Source organism: Variovorax sp. 10L426, from assembly GCF_056395305.1.
Window position 1 is genome coordinate 48,603 of sequence record NZ_JBFTJF010000025.1, and the last position, 20,110, is coordinate 68,712.

The 20,110-nt window shown below is 64.9% G+C and carries 19 protein-coding genes; 12 read left to right on the forward strand and 7 right to left on the reverse strand.

The window, feature by feature from the left end; translation table 11 throughout:
• Nucleotides 1–10: 10 nt before the first annotated feature.
• Nucleotides 11–922, reverse strand: coding sequence for a LysR family transcriptional regulator (locus AC1DHL_RS26845; protein WP_478163971.1), 912 nt, complete (start codon nucleotides 920–922; stop codon nucleotides 11–13).
• Nucleotides 923–1,015: 93 nt separating this feature from the next.
• On the opposite strand from AC1DHL_RS26845, the gene AC1DHL_RS26850 reads away from it, so the two are divergent.
• From AC1DHL_RS26850 to AC1DHL_RS26885, 8 genes are all read left to right on the forward strand, one after another.
• Nucleotides 1,016–2,218 (forward strand): PQQ-dependent sugar dehydrogenase, encoded by a 1,203-nt coding sequence (locus AC1DHL_RS26850; protein ID WP_478163972.1) that lies wholly within the window; start codon nucleotides 1,016–1,018, stop codon nucleotides 2,216–2,218.
• Nucleotides 2,215–2,868 carry a c-type cytochrome gene (locus tag AC1DHL_RS26855; RefSeq protein ID WP_478163973.1) on the forward strand — a complete coding sequence of 218 codons (654 nt, stop codon included), beginning with the start codon at nucleotides 2,215–2,217 and terminating at the stop codon, nucleotides 2,866–2,868. Before AC1DHL_RS26850 ends, AC1DHL_RS26855 begins: the two co-directional genes overlap by 4 nt.
• 23 nt (nucleotides 2,869–2,891) lie before the next feature.
• Nucleotides 2,892–5,045 (forward strand): thiamine pyrophosphate-dependent enzyme, encoded by a 2,154-nt coding sequence (locus AC1DHL_RS26860; RefSeq protein WP_478163974.1) that lies wholly within the window; start codon nucleotides 2,892–2,894, stop codon nucleotides 5,043–5,045.
• 5 nt (nucleotides 5,046–5,050) lie between these two features.
• The gene (locus tag AC1DHL_RS26865) at nucleotides 5,051–6,667 is read left to right on the forward strand and encodes an indolepyruvate oxidoreductase subunit beta family protein (RefSeq protein ID WP_478163984.1); all 1,617 of its coding nucleotides are present in this window, start codon (nucleotides 5,051–5,053) and stop codon (nucleotides 6,665–6,667) included.
• 137 nt (nucleotides 6,668–6,804) lie between these two features.
• Nucleotides 6,805–7,851: a TRAP transporter substrate-binding protein gene (locus tag AC1DHL_RS26870; RefSeq protein ID WP_478104996.1), complete on the forward strand. Its 1,047-nt coding sequence runs from the start codon at nucleotides 6,805–6,807 to the stop codon at nucleotides 7,849–7,851.
• A 59-nt stretch (nucleotides 7,852–7,910) separates the two neighbouring features.
• Nucleotides 7,911–8,402: a TRAP transporter small permease gene (locus tag AC1DHL_RS26875; protein WP_478163975.1), complete on the forward strand. Its 492-nt coding sequence runs from the start codon at nucleotides 7,911–7,913 to the stop codon at nucleotides 8,400–8,402.
• Complete coding sequence (locus AC1DHL_RS26880) at nucleotides 8,399–9,700, forward strand: TRAP transporter large permease (RefSeq protein WP_478104999.1); 1,302 nt, start codon at nucleotides 8,399–8,401, stop codon at nucleotides 9,698–9,700. The genes AC1DHL_RS26875 and AC1DHL_RS26880 overlap by 4 nt, the downstream gene beginning before the upstream one ends.
• A gap of 112 nt (nucleotides 9,701–9,812) precedes the next feature.
• Nucleotides 9,813–10,232, forward strand: a complete 420-nt coding sequence (locus AC1DHL_RS26885; protein ID WP_478105001.1) for an acyl-CoA thioesterase — start codon at nucleotides 9,813–9,815, stop codon at nucleotides 10,230–10,232.
• 25 nt (nucleotides 10,233–10,257) lie between these two features.
• Here AC1DHL_RS26885 and AC1DHL_RS26890 read toward each other — a convergent pair whose 3' ends face one another.
• On the reverse strand, nucleotides 10,258–10,620 hold the full coding sequence (locus AC1DHL_RS26890) for an SPW repeat protein (RefSeq protein WP_478105002.1): 363 nt from the start codon (nucleotides 10,618–10,620) through the stop codon (nucleotides 10,258–10,260).
• Between the two features lie 160 nt (nucleotides 10,621–10,780).
• On the opposite strand from AC1DHL_RS26890, the gene AC1DHL_RS26895 reads away from it, so the two are divergent.
• Nucleotides 10,781–11,107: a RodZ family helix-turn-helix domain-containing protein gene (locus tag AC1DHL_RS26895; RefSeq protein WP_478105004.1), complete on the forward strand. Its 327-nt coding sequence runs from the start codon at nucleotides 10,781–10,783 to the stop codon at nucleotides 11,105–11,107.
• A 54-nt stretch (nucleotides 11,108–11,161) separates the two neighbouring features.
• On the opposite strand, the gene AC1DHL_RS26900 is transcribed toward AC1DHL_RS26895, so the two are convergent.
• The 5 genes from AC1DHL_RS26900 to AC1DHL_RS26920 all read right to left on the reverse strand — a co-directional run bounded on the left by AC1DHL_RS26900 (nucleotide 11,162) and on the right by AC1DHL_RS26920 (nucleotide 16,013).
• Nucleotides 11,162–11,686, reverse strand: a complete 525-nt coding sequence (locus AC1DHL_RS26900; protein WP_478163976.1) for a DUF3016 domain-containing protein — start codon at nucleotides 11,684–11,686, stop codon at nucleotides 11,162–11,164.
• Between the two features lie 85 nt (nucleotides 11,687–11,771).
• A complete protein-coding gene (locus tag AC1DHL_RS26905; RefSeq protein WP_478105006.1) occupies nucleotides 11,772–12,650 on the reverse strand; it encodes a carbohydrate ABC transporter permease in 879 nt (292 codons plus the stop codon).
• Nucleotides 12,647–13,558, reverse strand: coding sequence for a carbohydrate ABC transporter permease (locus AC1DHL_RS26910; protein WP_478105008.1), 912 nt, complete (start codon nucleotides 13,556–13,558; stop codon nucleotides 12,647–12,649). The genes AC1DHL_RS26905 and AC1DHL_RS26910 overlap by 4 nt, the downstream gene beginning before the upstream one ends.
• Nucleotides 13,559–13,574: 16 nt before the next feature.
• A complete protein-coding gene (locus AC1DHL_RS26915) occupies nucleotides 13,575–14,903 on the reverse strand; it encodes an ABC transporter substrate-binding protein (RefSeq protein WP_478163977.1) in 1,329 nt (442 codons plus the stop codon).
• Between the two features lie 36 nt (nucleotides 14,904–14,939).
• Nucleotides 14,940–16,013 carry an ABC transporter ATP-binding protein gene (locus AC1DHL_RS26920; protein ID WP_478163978.1) on the reverse strand — a complete coding sequence of 358 codons (1,074 nt, stop codon included), beginning with the start codon at nucleotides 16,011–16,013 and terminating at the stop codon, nucleotides 14,940–14,942.
• A gap of 148 nt (nucleotides 16,014–16,161) precedes the next feature.
• Here AC1DHL_RS26920 and AC1DHL_RS26925 point away from each other — a divergent pair, with 148 nt between their 5' ends.
• Genes AC1DHL_RS26925 through AC1DHL_RS26935 form a run of 3 tightly spaced genes read left to right on the forward strand, consistent with a single transcriptional unit; the run spans nucleotide 16,162 to nucleotide 19,830 of the window.
• Entirely contained in the window at nucleotides 16,162–16,989 is an 828-nt protein-coding gene (locus AC1DHL_RS26925; RefSeq protein WP_478163979.1) for a FadR/GntR family transcriptional regulator, read from the forward strand.
• A 10-nt stretch (nucleotides 16,990–16,999) separates the two neighbouring features.
• Nucleotides 17,000–18,016, forward strand: coding sequence for a D-erythronate dehydrogenase (gene denD / locus AC1DHL_RS26930; RefSeq protein ID WP_478105013.1), 1,017 nt, complete (start codon nucleotides 17,000–17,002; stop codon nucleotides 18,014–18,016).
• On the forward strand, nucleotides 18,016–19,830 hold the full coding sequence (locus tag AC1DHL_RS26935; protein WP_478163980.1) for an IlvD/Edd family dehydratase: 1,815 nt from the start codon (nucleotides 18,016–18,018) through the stop codon (nucleotides 19,828–19,830). The genes denD and AC1DHL_RS26935 overlap by 1 nt, the downstream gene beginning before the upstream one ends.
• Nucleotides 19,831–20,110: the final 280 nt, after the last annotated feature.

The following is a 20,110-nucleotide window of genomic DNA, read 5'->3' on the forward strand; positions in this document are numbered from 1 at the left end:
CAAAACGCGCTCAGTTCTCGGTAAAGAGATCCTGAATCACCTGCCGCAGCCACCGGTTCGCCGGATCTGCCTCGAAGCGCTTGCTCCAGTGCAGCGAGACGGTGAAGTCCCGCAGCGGAAAGGCCGGCTCGATGATCGAGTACCCACCCTCCTCCGCGAAACCGCGCGCGATGTTGCGCGGCATCACCACCGCGAGATCGGTCGCGCGGACTATGGCCGGAAGCACCATGAAGTGCTGGGTCGTCAGGCGCACGCGATCTTCCAGGTTGAGCAGCTGCAGGATGCGCAGTGTCTCGGCATGCGTGCGCACGGCGACGTATTCGAGCTTGCGCAAGGCCTCCAGCATCTGCTGCCCGTTGCGGCGCGAGCGCGCGAAGGGATGGCCCTTGCGCAGCAGCACGATGTAGCGATCCTTCAGCAGCGCCGCGCGCTGGGTATCGCGCACCTTGGACAGGAAGCCGAAGGCGAAATCCACCCGGCCGCTGTCGAGCGCCGGGGCGATGTCGCCGGGCTGCAGCGGAAAGGTTTCCATCCGCACGCCGGGCGCCAATTCGCCCAGCCGGGCCATCAGCGCCGGAAGAAATCGGCCTTCGCCGATGTCGCTCATGTGGATGCGAAAAGTCTTGCGCGAATCGCCGGGCTCGAAGCGGTCGGGCTCGTTGAGCGCGTCTTCGAGCGTGCCCAGCGCCGACTGCACCGCCAGCGCCAACCGCTCGGCACGCGGCGTCGGCGAGACACCGCCGGGCGCGCGGATGAAGAGTGCGTCCTTCAACAGAAGCCGCAACCGCCCCAGCCCGTGGCTGGCCGCGGGCTGGGTGAGCCCGAGCGACTCGGCCGCGCGGCTGACGCTGCGCGCGCGGTAAACGGCGTCGAACAGCCGCAGCAGGTTGAGGTCGATGGTGTTGATATGCATGGCGTTCATATTGCTTAGCTCGATTATTTTATTGAACGCCGCTCATTGCGAACGCAAACTGACAGGTGGCGCAAGCCAACCACAACGAGAAGGAGACAACCCATGGCCAAGACCAAGATCCGACAGTTCGCGGCAATTGCCGCTCTGCTTTGCGCGGCGACCGCCGCATGGTCCCAGCAAGCGCCGGCCGACGAGCCCGGTTGGGCCAAGGGGCGTCCGAAGACCGACGCCGCCAATCGCCTGGCACCGGTGCCGGCCTTCCCGATCCCGACCGCTGCCGACCAGTTGCCCACGGCCAAGTTCAAGCTGCCGCCGGGATTCAAGGTGGAGACCTGGGCTTCGGGCGTGCTCGACGCGCGCGAACTGCGCCAGGGCGCCAAGGGCAATGTGTTCGTGAGCACCCTGTTCGTGGGCAACAAGGTCTACGCGATCCCTGAAAAGGGCAAGCACGAGGCGAAGACGATCATCGACAAGATGCCCTTCGCCACCGGCATCGCGTATCACAACGGCTCGCTGTACCTGGCCACGAACACGCACATCTACCGCTACGACAACATCGAGGACAAGCTCGACAACCCCGGAACGCCGGTGGTGCTCAACGACAAGCTGCCGGGCGGCCAGGACCACAGCTGGCGCTTCCTGCGCGTGCACAACGACAAGCTCTACTACGCGGTCGGCGCGCCCTGCAATCTCTGCGAGCCCGACGACCAGCATGGCCGGATCTTCCGCATGAACCTCGACGGCAGCAACATCGAGACCATTGCGCAAGGCGTACGCAACACGGTCGGCTTCGATTTCGATCCCAAGACCGGGGACCTCTGGTTCACCGACAACGGACGCGACTGGTTCAGCGAAGACCTGCCGAACGACGAGCTCAACCATGTGACGAAGGTGGGCCAGCACTTCGGCTACCCGTACTGCCACCAGGGCAACATCCTCGATGCCGAATTCGGTTGGGGCAAGAGCTGCGACGACTACGTGAAGCCTGCGGCGCTGCTGGGCCCGCACGCTGCCGGCCTGGGGCTGGTGTTCTACAACGGCAAGATGTTCCCGCAGAAGTACCAGGGCGCGATGTTCATCGCACGCCACGGCCCGTGGAACCGTTCCAAGAAGTACGCCGACATCGCCGTGGCATGGCCTGACGGCAAGGGCGGCGCCAAGGTCGAGCCCTTCATGACCGGCTTCGTCGAGAACAACCAGTACCTCGGGCGCCCGGTGGACTTCCTCGTGCTCAAGGATGGGTCGATGCTCGTGAGCGACGATCACGCGGGTGCGATCTACCGCATCAGCTACGGCGGCCGATGAGGAGGCTGACGGGACAGACGATCACGGCAGCGGCGGCGGCACTCCTGGGGCTCGCGACGCTGACCGCGAGCGCCCAAGGCACAAAAGGCGCACCAGCCACGCAGGGCAGCTACGCACAGCGCTTCGCGACGGTGTGCGCGGCCTGCCACGGCGCCAACGGCCGCAGCGACCTGCCGGGCACGCCGGCGCTCGCGGGCCAGCATTCGTTCTATGCCATCACGCAGCTCTTCCTGTTCCGCGAGGGCCGCCGCGGCAACGAAGCCATGACGGCCATTGCGAAGACCATGACGGACCAGGACCTGCGAGGCTTCTCGGACTTCATCGGCACGCTGCCGCCGGTGCCTGCGCCGCCGCCGGCCACGCCGCCCGATCCGGCGCGCATGGCCCGCGGCAAAGCGCTCGCGCAGGAGTTTCGCTGCGTGATGTGCCACGGCGCGGATCTCAGCGGCGGCCAGCAGGTGGCGCGGATCTCGCAGCAGCGCGAGGACTACCTGAAGCTGACGCTTCACGAATACCAATCGGGCAAGCGCCCGGGTTACACGCAGGCCATGGGCGAAGCGGTCAGCCGGATTCCGCCTGAGGACCTGGACACCCTCGCCTATTACATCGCGCGCTTTCCCGGCGCGCCGACGCAACCGGCCGGCAAATAGCAAAGCGATCGGAGTCAAGTCTCTTGGAAGTTTCATTCAGCAAGGAAATCGAGGCCTTGCGCCTCGGTGCGGGCGACACCTTTCACGGCGAGGGCATCCTCGCCATCACCAAGGGTCTCCTGCAATCGGGCGTGGCCTACGTCGGCGGCTACCAGGGCGCGCCGGTTTCGCACCTGCTCGACGTGATGGTGCAGGCCAAGCCGTACATGGACGAACTCGGCGTGCACGTGGAGGCCTGCTCCAACGAGGCTTCGGCGGCGGCGATGCTCGGCGCATCGATCCACTACCCCCTGCGCGGCGCGGTGACGTGGAAGTCGATCGTCGGCACCAACGTGGCGGCCGATGCGCTGTCCAACCTCTCGTCGCCGGGCGTGAAGGGCGGCGTGCTGATCGTGGTCGGAGAGGACTACGGCGAGGGCGCCTCAGTCATCCAGGAGCGCACGCATGCCTACGCGCTCAAGTCCAGCATGTGCCTGCTCGACGCGCGGCCCGATCTGGGCGTGATGGTGAACATGGTCGAACACGGATTCCGGCTGTCCGAACACTCCAACATGCCCTGCATGATGGAATTGCGCATCCGCACCTGCCACGTGCGCGGCAGCTTCGAATGCAAGGACAACCTGCCGCCGGCTGTCTCGACGCGCGCGCTGATCGAGGAGCCGGCCGGCTTCGACTACATGCGGCTCGCGCATCCGCCCGTGACCTTCCGCCACGAGAAGCTCAAGGGCGAAGAACGGCTGCCGGCTGCACGCCGCTATATCGCCGAGCACAAGCTCAACGAGCTGATCCCCGGCACGCACGCCGACCTCGGCATCGTCGTGCAGGGTGGGCTCTACAACGCCCTCATCCGCAGCCTGCAGCAGCTGGGCCTGGCGGATGCCTTCGGTGCGACCGACATTCCCTTGCTGGTGCTCAACGTCGCCTACCCGCTGGTGCCCGAGGAAGTCGCGGATTTCTGCGCGGGCAAGCGGGCCGTGCTGGTGGTCGAGGAAGGCCAGCCCGAATACATCGAACAGGAGATCGCCACCCTGCTTCGCCGCCGCGACATCCAGACGCCCCTGCACGGCTGCGACATGCTCCCGGCCGCCGGCGAATACGGCGTCGAAGTGCTGGCGACCGGTGCGAGCCAGTTCGCGGCGCGCTACCTGCCGGAGCACATGCAGGAGTCGGCCAAGGGATGGCTCAGCGGCAACCGCGACCGCCGCGCGGCCGTGGCGACGAAGCTGGACGCACCGCTGCCCATCCGCCCGCCGAGCTTCTGCATCGGCTGCCCCGAACGGCCCGTCTTCGCCGCACTCAAGCTGGCGCAGCAGGACAACGGGCCGGTGCACATCGCCGCCGACATCGGCTGCCATGCCTTCGGCACCTTCGAGCCTTTCTCGATGGGCCACTCGATCCTCGGCTATGGCATGAGCCTCGCAAGTCGCGCAGGGGTGTCGCCGATGATGCAGCGCCGGGCGCTTTCGATCATGGGAGACGGCGGCTTCTGGCACAACGGGCTGCTCACCGGCGTACAGAGCGCGCTCTTCAACGGCGACGACGCGGTGCTGCTGATCTTCAAGAACGGCTACACCTCGGCCACCGGCACGCAAGACATCATCTCCACGCCCGACGACGAGGTGAAAGACCGCGCCGTCGACAAGCAGCAGAGCCTGGTCGACAAGAACCAGACCATCGAGTCGACGCTCAAGGGCCTCGGCGTGCAGTGGATGCGCACCGTCCACACCTACGACGTCGACAAGATGCGCAAGACGCTCAACGACGCCTTCACGAGCGACTTCAACGGGCTGAAGGTCATCATCGCCGAGGGCGAATGCCAGCTGGAGCGCCAGCGGCGCATCAAGCCGTGGATTGCCAGCCTGCTCAAGAAGGGCGAGCGCGTGGTGCGCGTGAAATACGGCGTCGACGAGGATGTGTGCAACGGCGATCACGCCTGCATCCGGCTGTCGGGCTGCCCGACGCTCACGATCAAGGACAACCCCGATCCGCTGAAGGTCGACCCGGTCGCCGTGGTCATCGACGGCTGCGTGGGTTGCGGCCTGTGCGGCGCCAATGCGCACGCGGCCACGCTGTGCCCGAGCTTCTATCGCGCCGAAGTGGTGCAGAACCCCAAGTGGCACGAAAGACTGCTGCATTCATTGCGGGGCGCCGTTGTCCGTGCACTGCAACCGGCATGAACACGATGAACCGCACCCAACCCATCACCCTCCTGATCTGCGCGCTCGGCGGCGAAGGCGGCGGCGTGCTGACCGAATGGCTGGTCGACACGGCGCGCCATGCCGGCTATGCCGCGCAGAGCACCTCGATCCCCGGCGTGGCGCAGCGCACGGGCGCGACCACCTACTACGTCGAAGTCTTTCCGGTGCCGCTGGCCGAACTCGGCGGACGCCGGCCGGTCTTCAGCCTGAGCCCGGTGCCGGGCGCGCTGGACGCCATCATTTCTTCCGAGTTGCTGGAAACCACGCGTCAGATCAGCAACGCCATGAGCGCGCCGGAACGCACCATCGTCATCACCTCGTCGAGCCGCACGCTCACCACCGCGGAGCGCATGCAGCCCGGCGACGGCCGCGCCGACGCGCAGCGCCTGCTGGATGTCGTGAAGGCCTTCAGCCGCGAGCACCACGTGTTCGACATGGGAGCGGCCGCACGCGACGCCGGCACCATCGTGAGCGCCGTGATGCTGGGCGCCATCGCAGGCAGCGGGCTCTTTCCCTTCCCGCGTGAAGCCTATGAGCGCGTGGTGCGCGGCGGCGACACGAGCGCGCCCGAGAAGGTCGGCAAGATGGCGTCGGCCAGCCTGCGCGGCTTCGCGAAGGCTTTCGATGTCATCAACGCGCCGCGCCAGCAAGCCGCGATGGTCACGAGTCTGCTGGCCTCGACGGCCGACGACACGCCCGGCGTAAAAGCATTGCCTCAGGCGGTGGCGGCCCTGTTTCCTCCGCCCGTGCACGACATGCTGACCCTTGGCCATGCGCGCGTGCTCGACTACCAGGACGCCGCTTACGCCGACGTGTACGTCGAGCGTCTTCAGCGAGTTCTCTCCGCCGAGCGCGTTGCCGACCCCGCGGGTGCACAAGGGTTCGCCGTCACCCGCGAGATGGCGCGCTGGCTCGCGTTATGGATGGCCTTCGACGACATCGTCCGCGTGGCCGAACTCAAGAGCCGCGCAAGCCGCTCGCGCCGCGTGCGCGATGAAGTCAAGGCGGGCGAGGACGACATCGTCAAGGTCTACGACCACTTCAAGCCGGGCGCGCCCGAGTTCGCAGCCCTGCTGCCCGCCTCGCTGGCCGATCGTGTGACCGCATGGGACCGGCGGCGGTCGACACCTTGGGCGTTGCCGCTCAAAGTGGGCAGCCATGCCGTCTTCGGCATGGCCTCGCTGCGACTGCTGGCGTCGCTGCGTTGGCTGCGCAAACGCGGCCAGCGATTCACGCAAGAACAGACGCTCATCGAACGCTGGCTCGGCGCCGTGGCCGACGGAACGCGCACGCATTGGCGCCTGGGCCACGAGATCGCGCTCTGCGGACGCCTCATCAAGGGCTATGGCAGCACGAACGAACGCGGCAAGCACAACCTGCTGCACGTGATCGAGCACCTCGCGATTGCGCCGCTGCCCGACGGCTCTCCGCCCGCGCGAGCAACGGCCATCGCTGCGGCCCGCGAGGCGGCACTGGCCGACGATGCGGGCACCGCGCTCGATGCAACGCTGGTGCGCCACGGCGCTGCGCCGCGTCCGGTCAAGGCGCAGCCGATCCGGTGGATGAAGCGCACGCCGAATACCGCGCCTCGTGCACACTGACTCGGGTCACTCAAGGTAAACGCCGATTTACGTCGGCGGGGACTCTTATAAAAAATAACCGATTGCGCACTGCACAAAGACAAGCACAGCACAGTGCCCGCCGCGACAGATTCAACAACACCTGCAAGGAGACATCCATGTCGACATCCCGCTTCATGACCTCGGCCGCCACGCGCGCGATCCTGGCGCTATCGGCCGTGCTGGCGCTCGGCGCCGCGCCGGTCCAGGCCCAGGACAAGCCCGTCAACCTGAAGATGTCCAGTTGGGTTCCGCAGCAGCATCCGCTGAACCCTTCGCTGCAGGCATGGGCCGATGACATCAAGAAGGCATCGAACGGCACGATCACCGCCACGTTGTTCCCTTCCGAGCAGCTCGGCAAGGCTTTCGACCACTACGACATGGCGCGCGACGGCATCGCCGACTTCGCCTACATCAACCCGGGCTACCAACCGGGCCGGTTCCCGATCATGGCCGGCGCCTCGCTGCCCTTCCTGTTCTCCAACGGCAAGGGCGGCTCGGCCGCCATCGATGCGTGGTACCGCCAGTACGCCGCCAAGGAAATGAAGGACGTGAAGTTCTGCTTCGCCTTCGTGCACGACCCGGGCACCTTCCATGCGCGCAAGAAGATTCTTTTGCCGACCGACATCAAGGGCATGAAGATCCGCCCCGCGACGAGCACCATCGGCCAGATGGTGACCTCGCTCGGCGGCACCAACGTGCAGGCCTCGGCGCCGGAATCGCGCGACATGCTGGAGCGCGGTGTGGCCGATGCGATCACCTTCCCGTGGGGTTCGATCGGACTCTTCGGCATCGACAAGGTGGTGACCTATCACATGGATGTGGCGCTGTACGTCACGCCCTTCGTCTGGGCCATGAACCAGAGCAAGTACGACAGCATGTCGCCCGCGCAGAAGAAGGTGATCGACGACCACTGCACCAGCGAGTGGGCCGAGAAGGTCGCCGCGCCGTGGGCCGACTTCGAATACGGTGGCCGCGCCAAGATTGCCTCGCAACCGGGCCATGAGATCTACAAGCTGACGCCGGAGCAACTCGACGCGTGGCGCAAGGCCGTCGCACCGGTCGAGGCGCAATGGGCGGAAGGCGTGAAGAAGGTCGGCCAGGATCCGAAGGCAGTCCTCGACGCCTTGAAGGCCAACCTGGCGAAACAGAACTCAGCGTTGTAATGGCGGGTCGGGACGACATCGCCTCGCCGCCCCCGCCGAAGGGGACGGCGAGCGACAAGATGATCAACGCCATCGAATGGCTTGCCGCCATGTTCGTGGGGATCGTCGCGCTGAACATCTTCGTGGCGGTGGTGTTGCGCAAGTTCTTCGACACCTCGATCCCCGACGCCTACGACTTCGGTCGCATGCTGTTGGGCATCCTGATCTTCTGGGGCATCGCGGCGACGAGCTACCGGGGCGGCCACATCACGGTCGACCTCGTGTGGACGGCCGCGAGCCCGCGCATGAAGCGCTGGATCGACATCTTTGCCACCGTGGTGCTGCTTTTCGTGGTCACAGTGCAGACCGGCACGCTGTTCGACAAGGTGCGCGGCACCTATGTCGACCATGTGCTGACCTACGACATGAACATCCCGACCTGGCCCTTCTATGCGGTGGCCTGGCTCGGCGACGTCTCGGCGGTCGTGCTGATCGCGATCCGCACCTACCGATTGATCTTCCATCCCGAGTTGCTGCATGACGAGAAGCCTGAAATGAAAGCGGACGAATGAGCACAGACGCGATTGCCGTTCTCGGCTTCTTCGTTCTTTTTGGCTTGATGTTGTTGCGGGTGCCGGTCGGCATGGCGATGGGATTGGTGGGTGTCACGGGCTACGCCTGGATCGTCGGCCCCGGGCCGGCGCTCAAGCTGGTCGGCCAGACCTCGATGCGTACGGTGACCGACTACACCTTCGGCGTGATCCCCATGTTCATGCTGATGGGTTCGCTCGTGTCGGTGTCCGGTGTGAGCCGCGAGCTCTTCAAGGCCGCCAATTCGATGATCGGCCACCTGCGCGGCGGTCTCGGCGTGGCCACCGTGCTGGCCTGCGGCGGCTTCGCGGCCATCTGCGGTTCGTCGGTGGCGACGGCGGCCACGTTCTCGGCGGTGGCCTATCCGGAGATGCGGCGCTTCAACTATCCGCAGTCGTTTTCCACCGGCGTGATCGCCGCGGGCGGCACGCTGGGCGCGATCCTGCCGCCCTCGACGGTGCTGGCGGTCTACGCCATCCTGACGCAGCAGGACATCGGCAAGCTGTTCATGGCGGGGATCATCCCCGGCATCCTGGCGATGGCCATGTACGTGCTGACCATCGCGCTCATCGTGCGCCTCAGGCCGACATGGCTGCCGGGCGGCGAGGTCAAGCCGTGGCCGGAACGCGTCGCTGATCTCAAGAACGTGTGGGCGCCGCTGGTGCTTTTCATTTTCGTGATCGGCGGACTCTACGGCGGCTTCTTCACGCCGACCGAGGCTGGCGGCGTGGGCGCCAGCGGCGCCTTCATCCTCGGCGTGCTGCGGCGCAAGCTCGACGGACCGAAGATCCGCGAAGCGCTGCTCTCGGCCACGCGCACGGCGGCGGCGGTTTTCACGGTGCTGATCGGCGCACTGCTGTTCGGCTACTTCCTGACGATCACGCAAAGTCCGCAGAAGCTCACCGAGTTCCTCACCAGCCTCGGCATCGGCCGCTACGGTGTGCTGGCGCTCATCATGCTGATGTATCTCGTGCTCGGCTGCCTGATGGACGCGATGGCGATGATCATCCTGACGGTGCCGATCATCTTCCCGGTGATCGTGCACCTGGGCTTCGATCCGATCTGGTTCGGCGTGATCATCGTGATGACGGTGGAACTCGGCCTGATCCATCCACCCGTGGGGATGAATGTCTTCGTCATCAAGAGCGTGGTGAAGGACGTAAGCTTCACGACGATCTTCAAGGGGGTGCTGCCGTTCATCCTGACGGACATCGTGCGCTTGGTGATCCTGATTGCCTTCCCGATCATCGCCCTGTGGCTTCCCACGAGAATGATGTGACTCGCCCCCAGGTTGGCTCACTTCGTGTAGCCGCCCGCCCCCTGCCGGGGGCAATACCGGCGGCCGGGCAAAGCCGGTTCCGCGGTATTCCTTGAAATAAATCTGACAGCTTATGAGTCTTGAGATCACCTACACCGTCCGCGTCGAATTCGGCGATTGCGACCCCGCCGGCATCGTCTGGTTTCCGAACTTCTTTCGCTGGATCGATGCGGCGTCGCGCCACTTCTTTGCGGAACGCGGCGTGCCGCGCTGGGAAGAAACAGCGCGGACGCTCGGCGTCATCGGCACGCCGCTGGTCGACACGCACACGCGCTTCGTCAAGAGCGCCAGCTATGGCGACACGCTCGGCATCGCGGTCACGATCCCGGAGTGGCGGGAGAAGAGCTTCGTGCAGCGCTACCGCGTGACGCGCGGCGAAGACTTGATCCTGGAATGCGACGAGGTGCGCATCTTCGCGGCAAAGCGCGAGGGCGGAGGCATCCGCGCGGTGCCGATTCCGCCGGAGATCCGCCGGCTCTGCGAACAAGCCTGAGCGCGGACCGCCCGCCTCATTCAGTTCAATGCGCCGCGCGGTGCAGCCAGCCGCTGTAGTCCTTGTCGGTCGTCAGCGTCCAGAGCGCCAGGGCCGCAATCACGAGGCCGCTGATCACCGCGCAAAGCATCGGATCGCGCAGGGTGCTGAAGCCCAGCAGCCACGGCGATATCACCAGCCAGGCGCCGAGCGCGCACTCGGTCCATTCTTCCCAGGCGCGCGGCACGATCATGGCGCCCAGCGCGGCCGCAATCAGCGCCACGCCCACCAGGACGGCGTTCGCGGTGGGTGTTCTTGCGTCCTGGAAGCCCACGATCCAGGGGGACAAGACCAGCCAAACGCCAAGCAGCGCATTCACCACGTCCTGCCAATGCTTGAGTCGCTTCATCACACACCTCCTACCGGCTGCCAGCATGAAAAACACCGGCCGGCAAGACGTTGGATCAGGCGGATTCAGCCGTGTTCCCTGGCCCCGATGATGCGCCTATGATTCGATGAGAAGGAATTTATTGTTGATGAAATGATGGCATTTGTGAAAGAATAGTTTCATGCCAAGGAAATCGGACGCTGTCGAAACACTTCCTTCAGCCATCGCTGTCGCATTGACTCGACTCGGCGCTGATCTGGCGCTTGCGCGCAAGCGGCGCAAGCAGTCGCTGAGAAGTTGGGCGACGCGCCTGAATGTCTCCGTCCCCACGCTTGCCAAGATGGAAAAAGGCGATCCGACGGTGTCCGTCGGGGTCTACGGCACGGCGCTCTGGTTGATTCAGCGTCAGGACGCTCTCGCCACATTGGCCGCGCCACAGCACGACCTTGTGGCGTTGGAAAGCGAAATTCAAGTTGCGTCGCGCCGCGGAGCGAAAAAAAATGCCTGAACGAATTCCATACGTCACTCAGGATCAGCTTTCCCTCTGGATGCTCGAACGGCTTCAGCCGTGTTCCCGGGCCCCGACGATGCGCCTGGCGAACCAGTCGTCCAGCATCGCCTTTTCGTAGCGGAGGCGGTCGGTGCTCCCATAGGGGTTGACGATCATGAGGTAGTTCATGCTCTTCACCTGCTCTTCGCCGCGAGCCACCACCTCTCCGTTGTGGCTCAACTCGAACCTGAGCTGGATGCGCGGCCAGGTGATGTCACGCATGATACGGAGGCGCGAATAGTCCCCGGTGCGAAAACGAGGGAAAGGCTCGAACCATCCCGCCAGGTCGATGTCCAGCACCTCGATGCGCAGCGACTCACCCGGTGCAAGGCCGCGATCCGCCAGACCCTGGAGGTGTCGCTGCACATCGCGCATGACCTCGGCGCGTTCCTTTTCATTGCCGTACCGATTCGAGTACGCAGCGTCCGTGTAGTGCGCCGGATCAATGAAGACAACCGTCAGATCCGCAGCCGACATGGCCGGTGATGCGCCCAGGGCGAGCGTCGCGGCGACGACGAAATTCAAGGGACGAAACATGGCGTCCTCCTGCCGGAAGCAAGTCTGGAGTTTCCTCCGATTCCTTCCAGCCCGGGATTCCACCACTCACGACGATGGATCTGACTTATTCCTTGACCGAACCGGTGAGCCCCGAAACGTAGTACTCGACGAAGAATGAGTAGATGAAAGCCACCGGCAGCGAGCCCAGCAGCGCTCCCGCCATCAGCGGCCCCCACTGGTAGACATCGCCCTGAACCAACTCTGTCACCACGCCGACCGGCAGCGTCTTGATCTCCGACGACGAAACGAAGGTCAGCGCGTAGATGAACTCGTTCCAGGACAGCGTGAAGGCGAAGATCCCCGCCGAGATCAACCCCGGCACCGCGAGCGGCAACACGATCTTGACAAGGATCTGCCAGCGAGTGGCGCCGTCGATCAGCGCGCATTCCTCCAGCTCGGCCGGGATCGAGCGAAAGTAGCCCATCAGCAACCAGGTGGAGAACGGGATCAGGAAGGTCGGGTAGGTCAGGATCAGCGCCCAGCGCGTGTCGAAGAGCCCGAGGTTGAAGACGACGCTCGCCAGCGGAATGAAGAGGATCGACGGCGGCACCAGGTAGGCCAGGAAGATCGCCAGCCCCGTATGCCGCGCGCCGCGGAAGCGCAGGCGTTCGATGGCGTAGGCCGCGAACACCGACGCGGCGAGCGAGAAGAAGGTGGAAACCACCGACACCAGCAGCGTGTTCCACAGCCATTGCGGGTACGACGTTTCGAAGAGCAGTTTGTGAAAGTGCCCGATCGTCGGCGCGATGACCCAGAACGGATTGCCTTCGCGCGACAGCAGTTCGGCGTCCGGCTTCACCGACGTGATCGCCATCCAGTAGAACGGAAACAGCAGGACGATGAGGAAGACGAGCAGCGGTAGATACACCGTGACCATCTTGCGCGGGACCGACTCCAGGTAGCCCATGCCCACGACGTCGATCTGACCGGCCTTTGCGCTCATTTATCGGAACCTCCCTGTTGCCACGCACGTCTTTGGAGGCCGAAGAAGCTGAACATGATGCAGGCCAGCAGGAAGGGCACCATGGCGATCGCGATCGCCGCACCTTCGCCGAGCGCGCCGCCCGAAATCGCACGCTGGAAGGACAGGGTCGCCATCAGGTGCGTCGCATTGAGCGGGCCGCCGCGGGTGATGACGTAGATCAGCTGGAAATCGGTGAAAGTGAACAGCACCGAGAACGTCATGACCACCGCGATGATCGGCGTGAGCAGCGGCATCGTGACATGCCTGAACTGCTGCCAAGGCGTCGCGCCGTCGATGGCCGACGCCTCGTAGTACGAAGGCGAAATGGTCTGCAGCCCCGCCAGCAGCGTGATCGCCACGAAAGGCACGCCGCGCCAGACGTTGGCGGCGATCACCGCAAAGCGTGCGTTCCAGGGGTCGCCGAGGAAGTCGATGTAATGGTCGATCAGCCCCATCTTCACCAGCGCCCAGCTGATGATCGAGAACTGGGAGTCGTAGATCCACCAGAACGCGATGGCCGACAACGCCGTCGGCACGATGTAGGGCAGCAGGATGACGGCGCGGAAGAAGGTCTTGAAGCGGATGTTCTTGTTCAGCAGCACCGCCAGCCACAGCCCCAGGAAGAACTTGAACACGCTCGCCACCGTCGTGTAGAAGAGCGTGTTGAAGAGCGCCAGCCGGGTGACGGCATCGTTCCAGAGAAAAATGTAGTTCTCCAGTCCGATCCACTCCCCTGGCCGGCCGACCTTGGTGTCGGTGAAGCCCAGCCAGGTGCCCAGCCCGAGCGGATAGGTCAGGAACAGCAGCAGCAGCACCGCCGCGGGCAACATGAACATGAAGCCGAGGGCGTTGCGGCTGTTCTGCAGCCGGGCCAGTCGCGTCGTCATCGAGCCGGCGCGCGCTTCAAACTTTGTAGTAGCGTTCGGCGCGCTTCTGGGCTCTTTCCATCGCTTCCTTCGGCGACTTCGAACCGCTTGCCGCTTCCGCCACCATGTTCGGAATGATGAAGTCCGCCGCCACGCCGGCCGACGCGTAGCCCAGCTTGCCCTCGTAGCCGGCCGGCCGCAGGTTCTTGACGGAATCGCGGTACGGCGTGTTCTTCGGGTCGGAGGTCCAGATCGGATTGGCCTCGTAGGCGCGCAACGGCTGCGCGACATAGCCGCCGGCGCCGGTCAGCCAGTCGTCGAACTGTGGCCGCTCCATCATGAAGCGCAGGAACTCTTTCGAGGCCTGCGGGTACTTGGTGTACTTCATGATCATCTGATTGAAGAACAGGTGCGACTCCGTCGGCACGCCCACAGGCCCGATCGGGAACACGGCATGGTTGATGTCCGCCGCCATCTCCTTGAGCTTGGGATCAGGGGAGTTCTTGGCCGCGTAGTAGATCGAGATGCCGTTGTTGGTGACACTGATCTGCCCGTCGAGGAAGGCCTTGTTGTTGTTCGGATCCAGCCACGACAGCGTGCCCGGGATGAAGTTGGCGTACAGCTCCTTGGAATACTCCAGGGCCTTGAGCGTCTCGGGGCTGTCGAGCATCACCTTGTTGCTCTTGTCGACCAGCTTGCCGCCGAAGGACCAGACCAGCCAGTTGGTCCAGGTGCTGTCGCCGGTCGCATTGCCAAGCGCCATTCCGCCGGGGGTGCCCTTGTCCTTCAGCGCCTTGTAGAGCTTCAGGAAATCGTCGGTGGTCTTCGGGAAGGCGTCGAAGCCGGCCGCCTTGAGCATGCTTTCGCGGTAGACCATCAGCGAACCGGCCGCGCCGAGCGGCAGGCCGATCCACTTCTTGCCGTCAGGCCGCATGAAGAGTTCACCGGCCGGATACCAGCCACCGTATTTCTTGCCGAGGTACTCCGCCAGATCGGTGACGTCAAGCAGTTTGTCCGGATAGAGGTTCGCGTCGTCGTTGGTGGACAGGATGATGTCGGGGCCGGCGCCGGTGTTGGCCGCCACCGCGGCCTTGGGGCGAACGTCTTCCCAGCCTTCGTTGTCGACGCGCACTTCGATGCCGGTCGTGTCGCTGAATCTCTTGACGTTGGCCATGTAGGCGTCGATGTCACCCTGGACGAAGCGACTCCAGCGCAAGACCCGCAGCTTGGCGCCCTTCTCCGGCTTGAACGTGATCGATTGGGCATTCGCGAGCGGTGAGAAGATCGCGGTGCCGACGCCGAGCGAAGCGGCGGCGGCGATGCCTGCCGAGCTCTTGAGAATCTCGCGGCGATTGAAGTCACTCATTCATGTCTCCTGTGTTGAACGGGCCAGAAAAGAACCTCAAGCCACCAGCCGCTGGCCGGTGCCTGCATCGAAAAGGTGCGCGCGCTGCAAATCGGGTTGCAGACGGATGGTCGTGCCCGGCGCAAAGTCGTAGCGCTCGCGGAACACGGCGGAAATCTCGGCGCCTTCGTGGCGGCAAGCAACGAAGGTGTCCATGCCGGTCGGCTCCATCACGACCACGCGCGAAGGAATGCCGCCGTTGTCCGACAGGCTCAGGTGCTCCGGTCGGGTTCCGTAGATCACGGCCTGCCCGTCGGTGCCGCCGGAACGCAGCGGCGCATCGAGTTGCGTGCCGTCGGTCAGTTCCACCCGTGCCGCGCCGCCGCTGCGACGCAAGGTGCCGGGAAGAAAGTTCATCGCCGGCGAACCGATGAAGCCGGCGACGAACTGATTGGCCGGATCGTCGTACAGGTCCAGCGGGCTACCCGTTTGCTCGATGCGACCGTCGCGCATCACGACGATCTTGTCGCCCATGGTCATTGCCTCGATCTGGTCATGCGTGACGTAGATGGAGGTCGTCTTCAGGCGCTGGTGAAGTTCCTTGATCTCGCTGCGCATCGCCACGCGCAGTTTGGCGTCGAGATTCGACAAGGGTTCGTCGAACAGGAACACCTGCGGATCGCGCACGATCGCCCGCCCCATCGCGACGCGCTGGCGCTGTCCGCCGGAAAGCTGGCGCGGATAGCGTCCGAGCAGCGGCGTCAGCGCCAGGATTTCGGCCGCGCGCCCGACCTTCTGCTCGATGGTCGCCTTGTCCATCTTGGCCAGCGCAAGCGCGAAGGCCATGTTGTCGCGCACGGTCATGTGCGGATAGAGCGCGTAGTTCTGGAAGACCATCGCGATGTCGCGCTCCTTCGGCGGCAGGTCATTGACCCGGCGGTCGCCAATGCGGATTTCACCGGCGTTGATTTCCTCCAGCCCGGCGATCATGCGCAGCAGCGTCGACTTGCCGCAGCCCGAAGGACCCACCAGCACGGTAAAGGAGCCGTCGCGGATGTCGATGTCCACGCCATGCAGGATGGGCACATCGCCGAAATTCTTCTTGACCGCCTGGATCGTGACACTTGCCATGCACTGGAGTCCTCGGAGTTCGCTGAACGACGCAAGGCATGAACGCCCTGCATCGCAACCGCGCAGTATTGGCATTGGGCCACCCCAGCGCATCAGGGCAAACCGTTACGCATTTACCCCTGTAAATTTGTATGATCACCGTATCACCGTGCAAACCTCTCCCACCGCCGGGCGGGCTCCGGCGCCTCCCCCATCCCAGCCCCTTCCGCTGACCGTCGATCGGCTGTCGGACCGGCTGGCCGTGCTGCTGAGCGAACAGATCGAATCGGGCACCCTCCAGGCCGGCGACCGTCTCCCGACCGAGCAGCAGATCGCTGCGGCGCACGGCGTGTCGCGCACGGTCGTGCGCGAGGCCGTGCACCAACTCAAGTCGAAGGGCATGGTGCAGTCACGGCAAGGCTCGGGCGTCTATGTGGCGCCGAGGCCCGTCAACCAGCCCCTGGCCTTCGATCCCACCGTCCTGACCTCCGTGCAGTCGGTTGTCCACGTCGTCGAGGTGCGGCGCGTGCTCGAGGGCGAGATCGCCGCGCTCGCGGCCGAGCGCGCGACCCGCAGCCAGATCGCCGCCTTGCGCCGGGCGCTCACGGCGATCGACACGGCCGTCGCCGAGGGGCGCGATGGCGTCGCCGAGGATCTCGCCTTTCATCAGGTCATCGGCGAATCGACCGGTAACCCGCAATTCCGTCTTCTGCTCGGATTCCTGGAGCAGTACCTGCGCGAGGGCATGCGCATCACGCGCGGCAACGAAGCCCGGCGCGCCGACTTCATGACCGAGGTACAGCACGAGCATCGCGCCATCTTCGAGGCCATCGCGGCGCACGATCCCGTCGCAGCACGGCTTCGTGCAAACGAACATCTGATCCGCGGCGAACAGCGGCTGATCGAGGGCGGCATCATCGACGGCCGCCGTCGACAGGCCGCGGTCAAGACCGTGCGCGCCGCGGACCCCACGACCGCCCGAAAGGGAAAGCAATGAAGGAGACTGCATGAAACTGATGATTACCGGAGGCGGCGGATTCGTCGGCGCACGCCTCGCGCGGGCGCTGCTCGCCCGAGGGACGCTGGCCGGCGAGCGCATCGAGCGGCTTGTATTGACCGACATCGCGCCGCCGCCCGCCGACCTGCTCGCGGATGCGCGCGTCGAGGCCCGCACCGGTCCGCTGCTCGCGCAGACCGATGCGCTGCGCGACGAGCCCTTCGACGGCGTCTTCCACCTGGCCTCGGCCGTCTCGGGCGAATGCGAGCTCGACTTCGACCTGGGCCTGCGCTCCAACCTCGACAGCACGCGGGCCTTGCTCGATGCGCTCAGGGCGCGTGTCAATGCCGGCGGCAAGGTGCCGCGCGTGGTGTTCTCGAGCTCGGTCGCGGTGTTCGGTCCCGATCCCGCCGTGCCGCTGCCGAAGATCGTCGCCGACGACACGCTGCCCGCGCCGCAGACTTCGTACGGCACGCAGAAGCTGATCTGCGAGCACCTCATCGCCGACTACACGCGCAAGGGCTACATCGACGGCCGCGCCGCGCGGCTCATGACGGTGACGGTGCGGCCCGGCCGGCCGAACGGCGCGGCGTCGTCGTTCTTCAGCGGCATCATCCGCGAGCCGCTGGCGGGCGTCGAATCGATCTGCCCGGTTTCTCCCGATGTCTCGCATCCGATGTCGTCGCCGACCCGCACGGTGAACGGCCTGATCGCCGTCTACGAAGCGAGCCGCGATGCCTTCTGCGGGCGCACTGCGCTCAACCTGCCGGCGCTCAATGTGCGCGTGAGCGACATGCTCGATGCGCTCGAACAGGTGGCCGGCTCGGCCGTCCGCGCACGCGTTCGCTTCGAGCGCGACGAGCGCATTGCCGGCATCGTGGCCAACTGGCCGAGTGGTGCATCGGCCGCGCGCGCCGCGCGGCTGGGGCTGCATCCGCACGACAACTTTGCCGACATCATCCGACAGTACATCGACGACTGCGCGGCGCTGCCGAACGCGGACCAGACCTTGAAGGGAATGCGCTGATGACATCGAAGAAGACGAAGAAGAAGGCCGCCAAGGCACGCACCCTGCGGTCCCAGGCCTGGTTTGACAATCCGGCCAATGCCGACATGACAGCGCTCTACCTGGAGCGCACGATGAACTTCGGCATCGGCATCGACGAGCTGCAATCGGGCCGGCCGATCATCGGCATCGCACAGACCGGCTCGGACATCGCGCCCTGCAATCGCCATCACTTGGTGCTGGCTGAGCGCGTGCGCGAAGGTATCCGCGACGCGGGCGGCATTGCTTTCGAGTTTCCGATCCATCCGATCCAGGAGACCTGCAAGCGCCCGACTGCGGCGCTCGATCGCAACCTGCAATATCTGTCGCTGGTGGAAGTGTTGTACGGCTATCCGATCGATGGCGTGGTGTTGACGACCGGCTGCGACAAGACCACGCCGGCCCAGTTGATGGCCGCGGCGACCGTGGACATTCCGGCGATCGCGCTCAACTCGGGGCCGATGCTCAACGGTTGGTACAAGGGCGAGCGCACGGGCTCGGGCACGATCGTCTGGCGCGCGCGCGAGATGATGGCGGCGGGCGAGATCGGCTATCAGGAGTTCCTGAAGCTCGTGGCCTCATCCGCGCCATCGACGGGGCACTGCAACACGATGGGCACGGCCTCGACGATGAATTCGCTGGCCGAGGCGCTGGGCATGACGCTGCCGGGCAGCGCCGCGATTCCGGCGCCCTACCGCGATCGTCAGGAGATGGCTTACCACACTGGCAAGCGTATCGTTGAGATGGTGCGCGAGGACCTGAAGCCTTCGGACATCTTGACCCGCAACGCATTCGAGAACGCGATCGTGGTCAACTCCGCGCTCGGGGGCTCGACCAACGCGCCGGTGCACCTGAACGCCATTGCGCGCCACATCGGCGTGAAGCTCACGACGGACGACTGGGAGAAGCACGGCTACAAGATCCCGTTGATCGTGAATCTGCAGCCGGCCGGCGAGTATCTGGGCGAGGACTATTACCGCGCGGGCGGCGTGCCCGCAGTGGTGGCCGAATTGGTCGCCAAGGGCAAGATCAAGCCGGCGCTCACGGCCAACGGCAAGACGCTCATCGAAAACTGCGAAGGAAAATTCACCAGCGACCGGACGGTGATCTTCTCCTACGACAAGCCGATGAAGAAAAATGCGGGATTCCTCAATCTCAAGGGCAATCTGTTCGACTCGGCGATCATGAAGACGAGCGTGATCACGCCCGAATTCCATGCGCGCTATCTCGAAGATCCGAACGACCCGATGGCGTTCGAGGGAACGGCGATCGTGTTCGACGGGCCCGAGGACTATCACGCCCGAATCGACGATCCGAAGATGAAGATCGGTCCGAAGACCGTGCTGTTCATGCGCGGGGTCGGGCCGGTAGGCTATCCCGGCGCGGCGGAGGTGGTGAACATGCGTGCGCCTTCGTATCTGATCAAGAAGGGCATCACTGCCCTGCCCTGCATTGGCGATGGTCGGCAGTCAGGCACGTCGGGGTCGCCTTCGATCCTCAATGCTTCGCCGGAGGCTGCGACCGGGGGCGGACTTGCATTGGTACGGACCGGCGATCGGGTGCGCATCGATCTGAAGAAGCGCACGGCGAACATGTTGGTGTCAGATGAAGAGCTTGCGAAGCGCCGCGCCAAGTTGGAGGCTGCCGGTGGGTATCCCTACCCGGCTAGCCAGACACCTTGGCAGGAGATTCAGCGTGGCATCGTGGATGAACTTTCTGAAGGGATGGTGCTGAAGCCTGCTGTGAAGTACCAGAGGATTCACGCTACGTTTGGGATTCCTCGGGATAACCACTGAGTCTGTTGTGCTCTATGTTGGGGTCCGCCCGGTATGCGATGCGGGCCGGGCTCCGTGGTTGACGAGGAGATGCGCGCGTCTCGAACGCCCACTGCCTGCGCGTTCATCACGGCGACGGCAGCGGACAAACTACCCCCACCCTTTCCGCGGAGGCGGGCGGTGTGCGCTGGGCCGGCCGTTGAGGCACCGCCGAGCAGCGCAGCGGTACGCGGATCAGGGCTGCGCGTGTTTGAGCGAAGCGAGTTTCGCGCGGACCCCGCGTACCGTGAGCAGCGCAGGG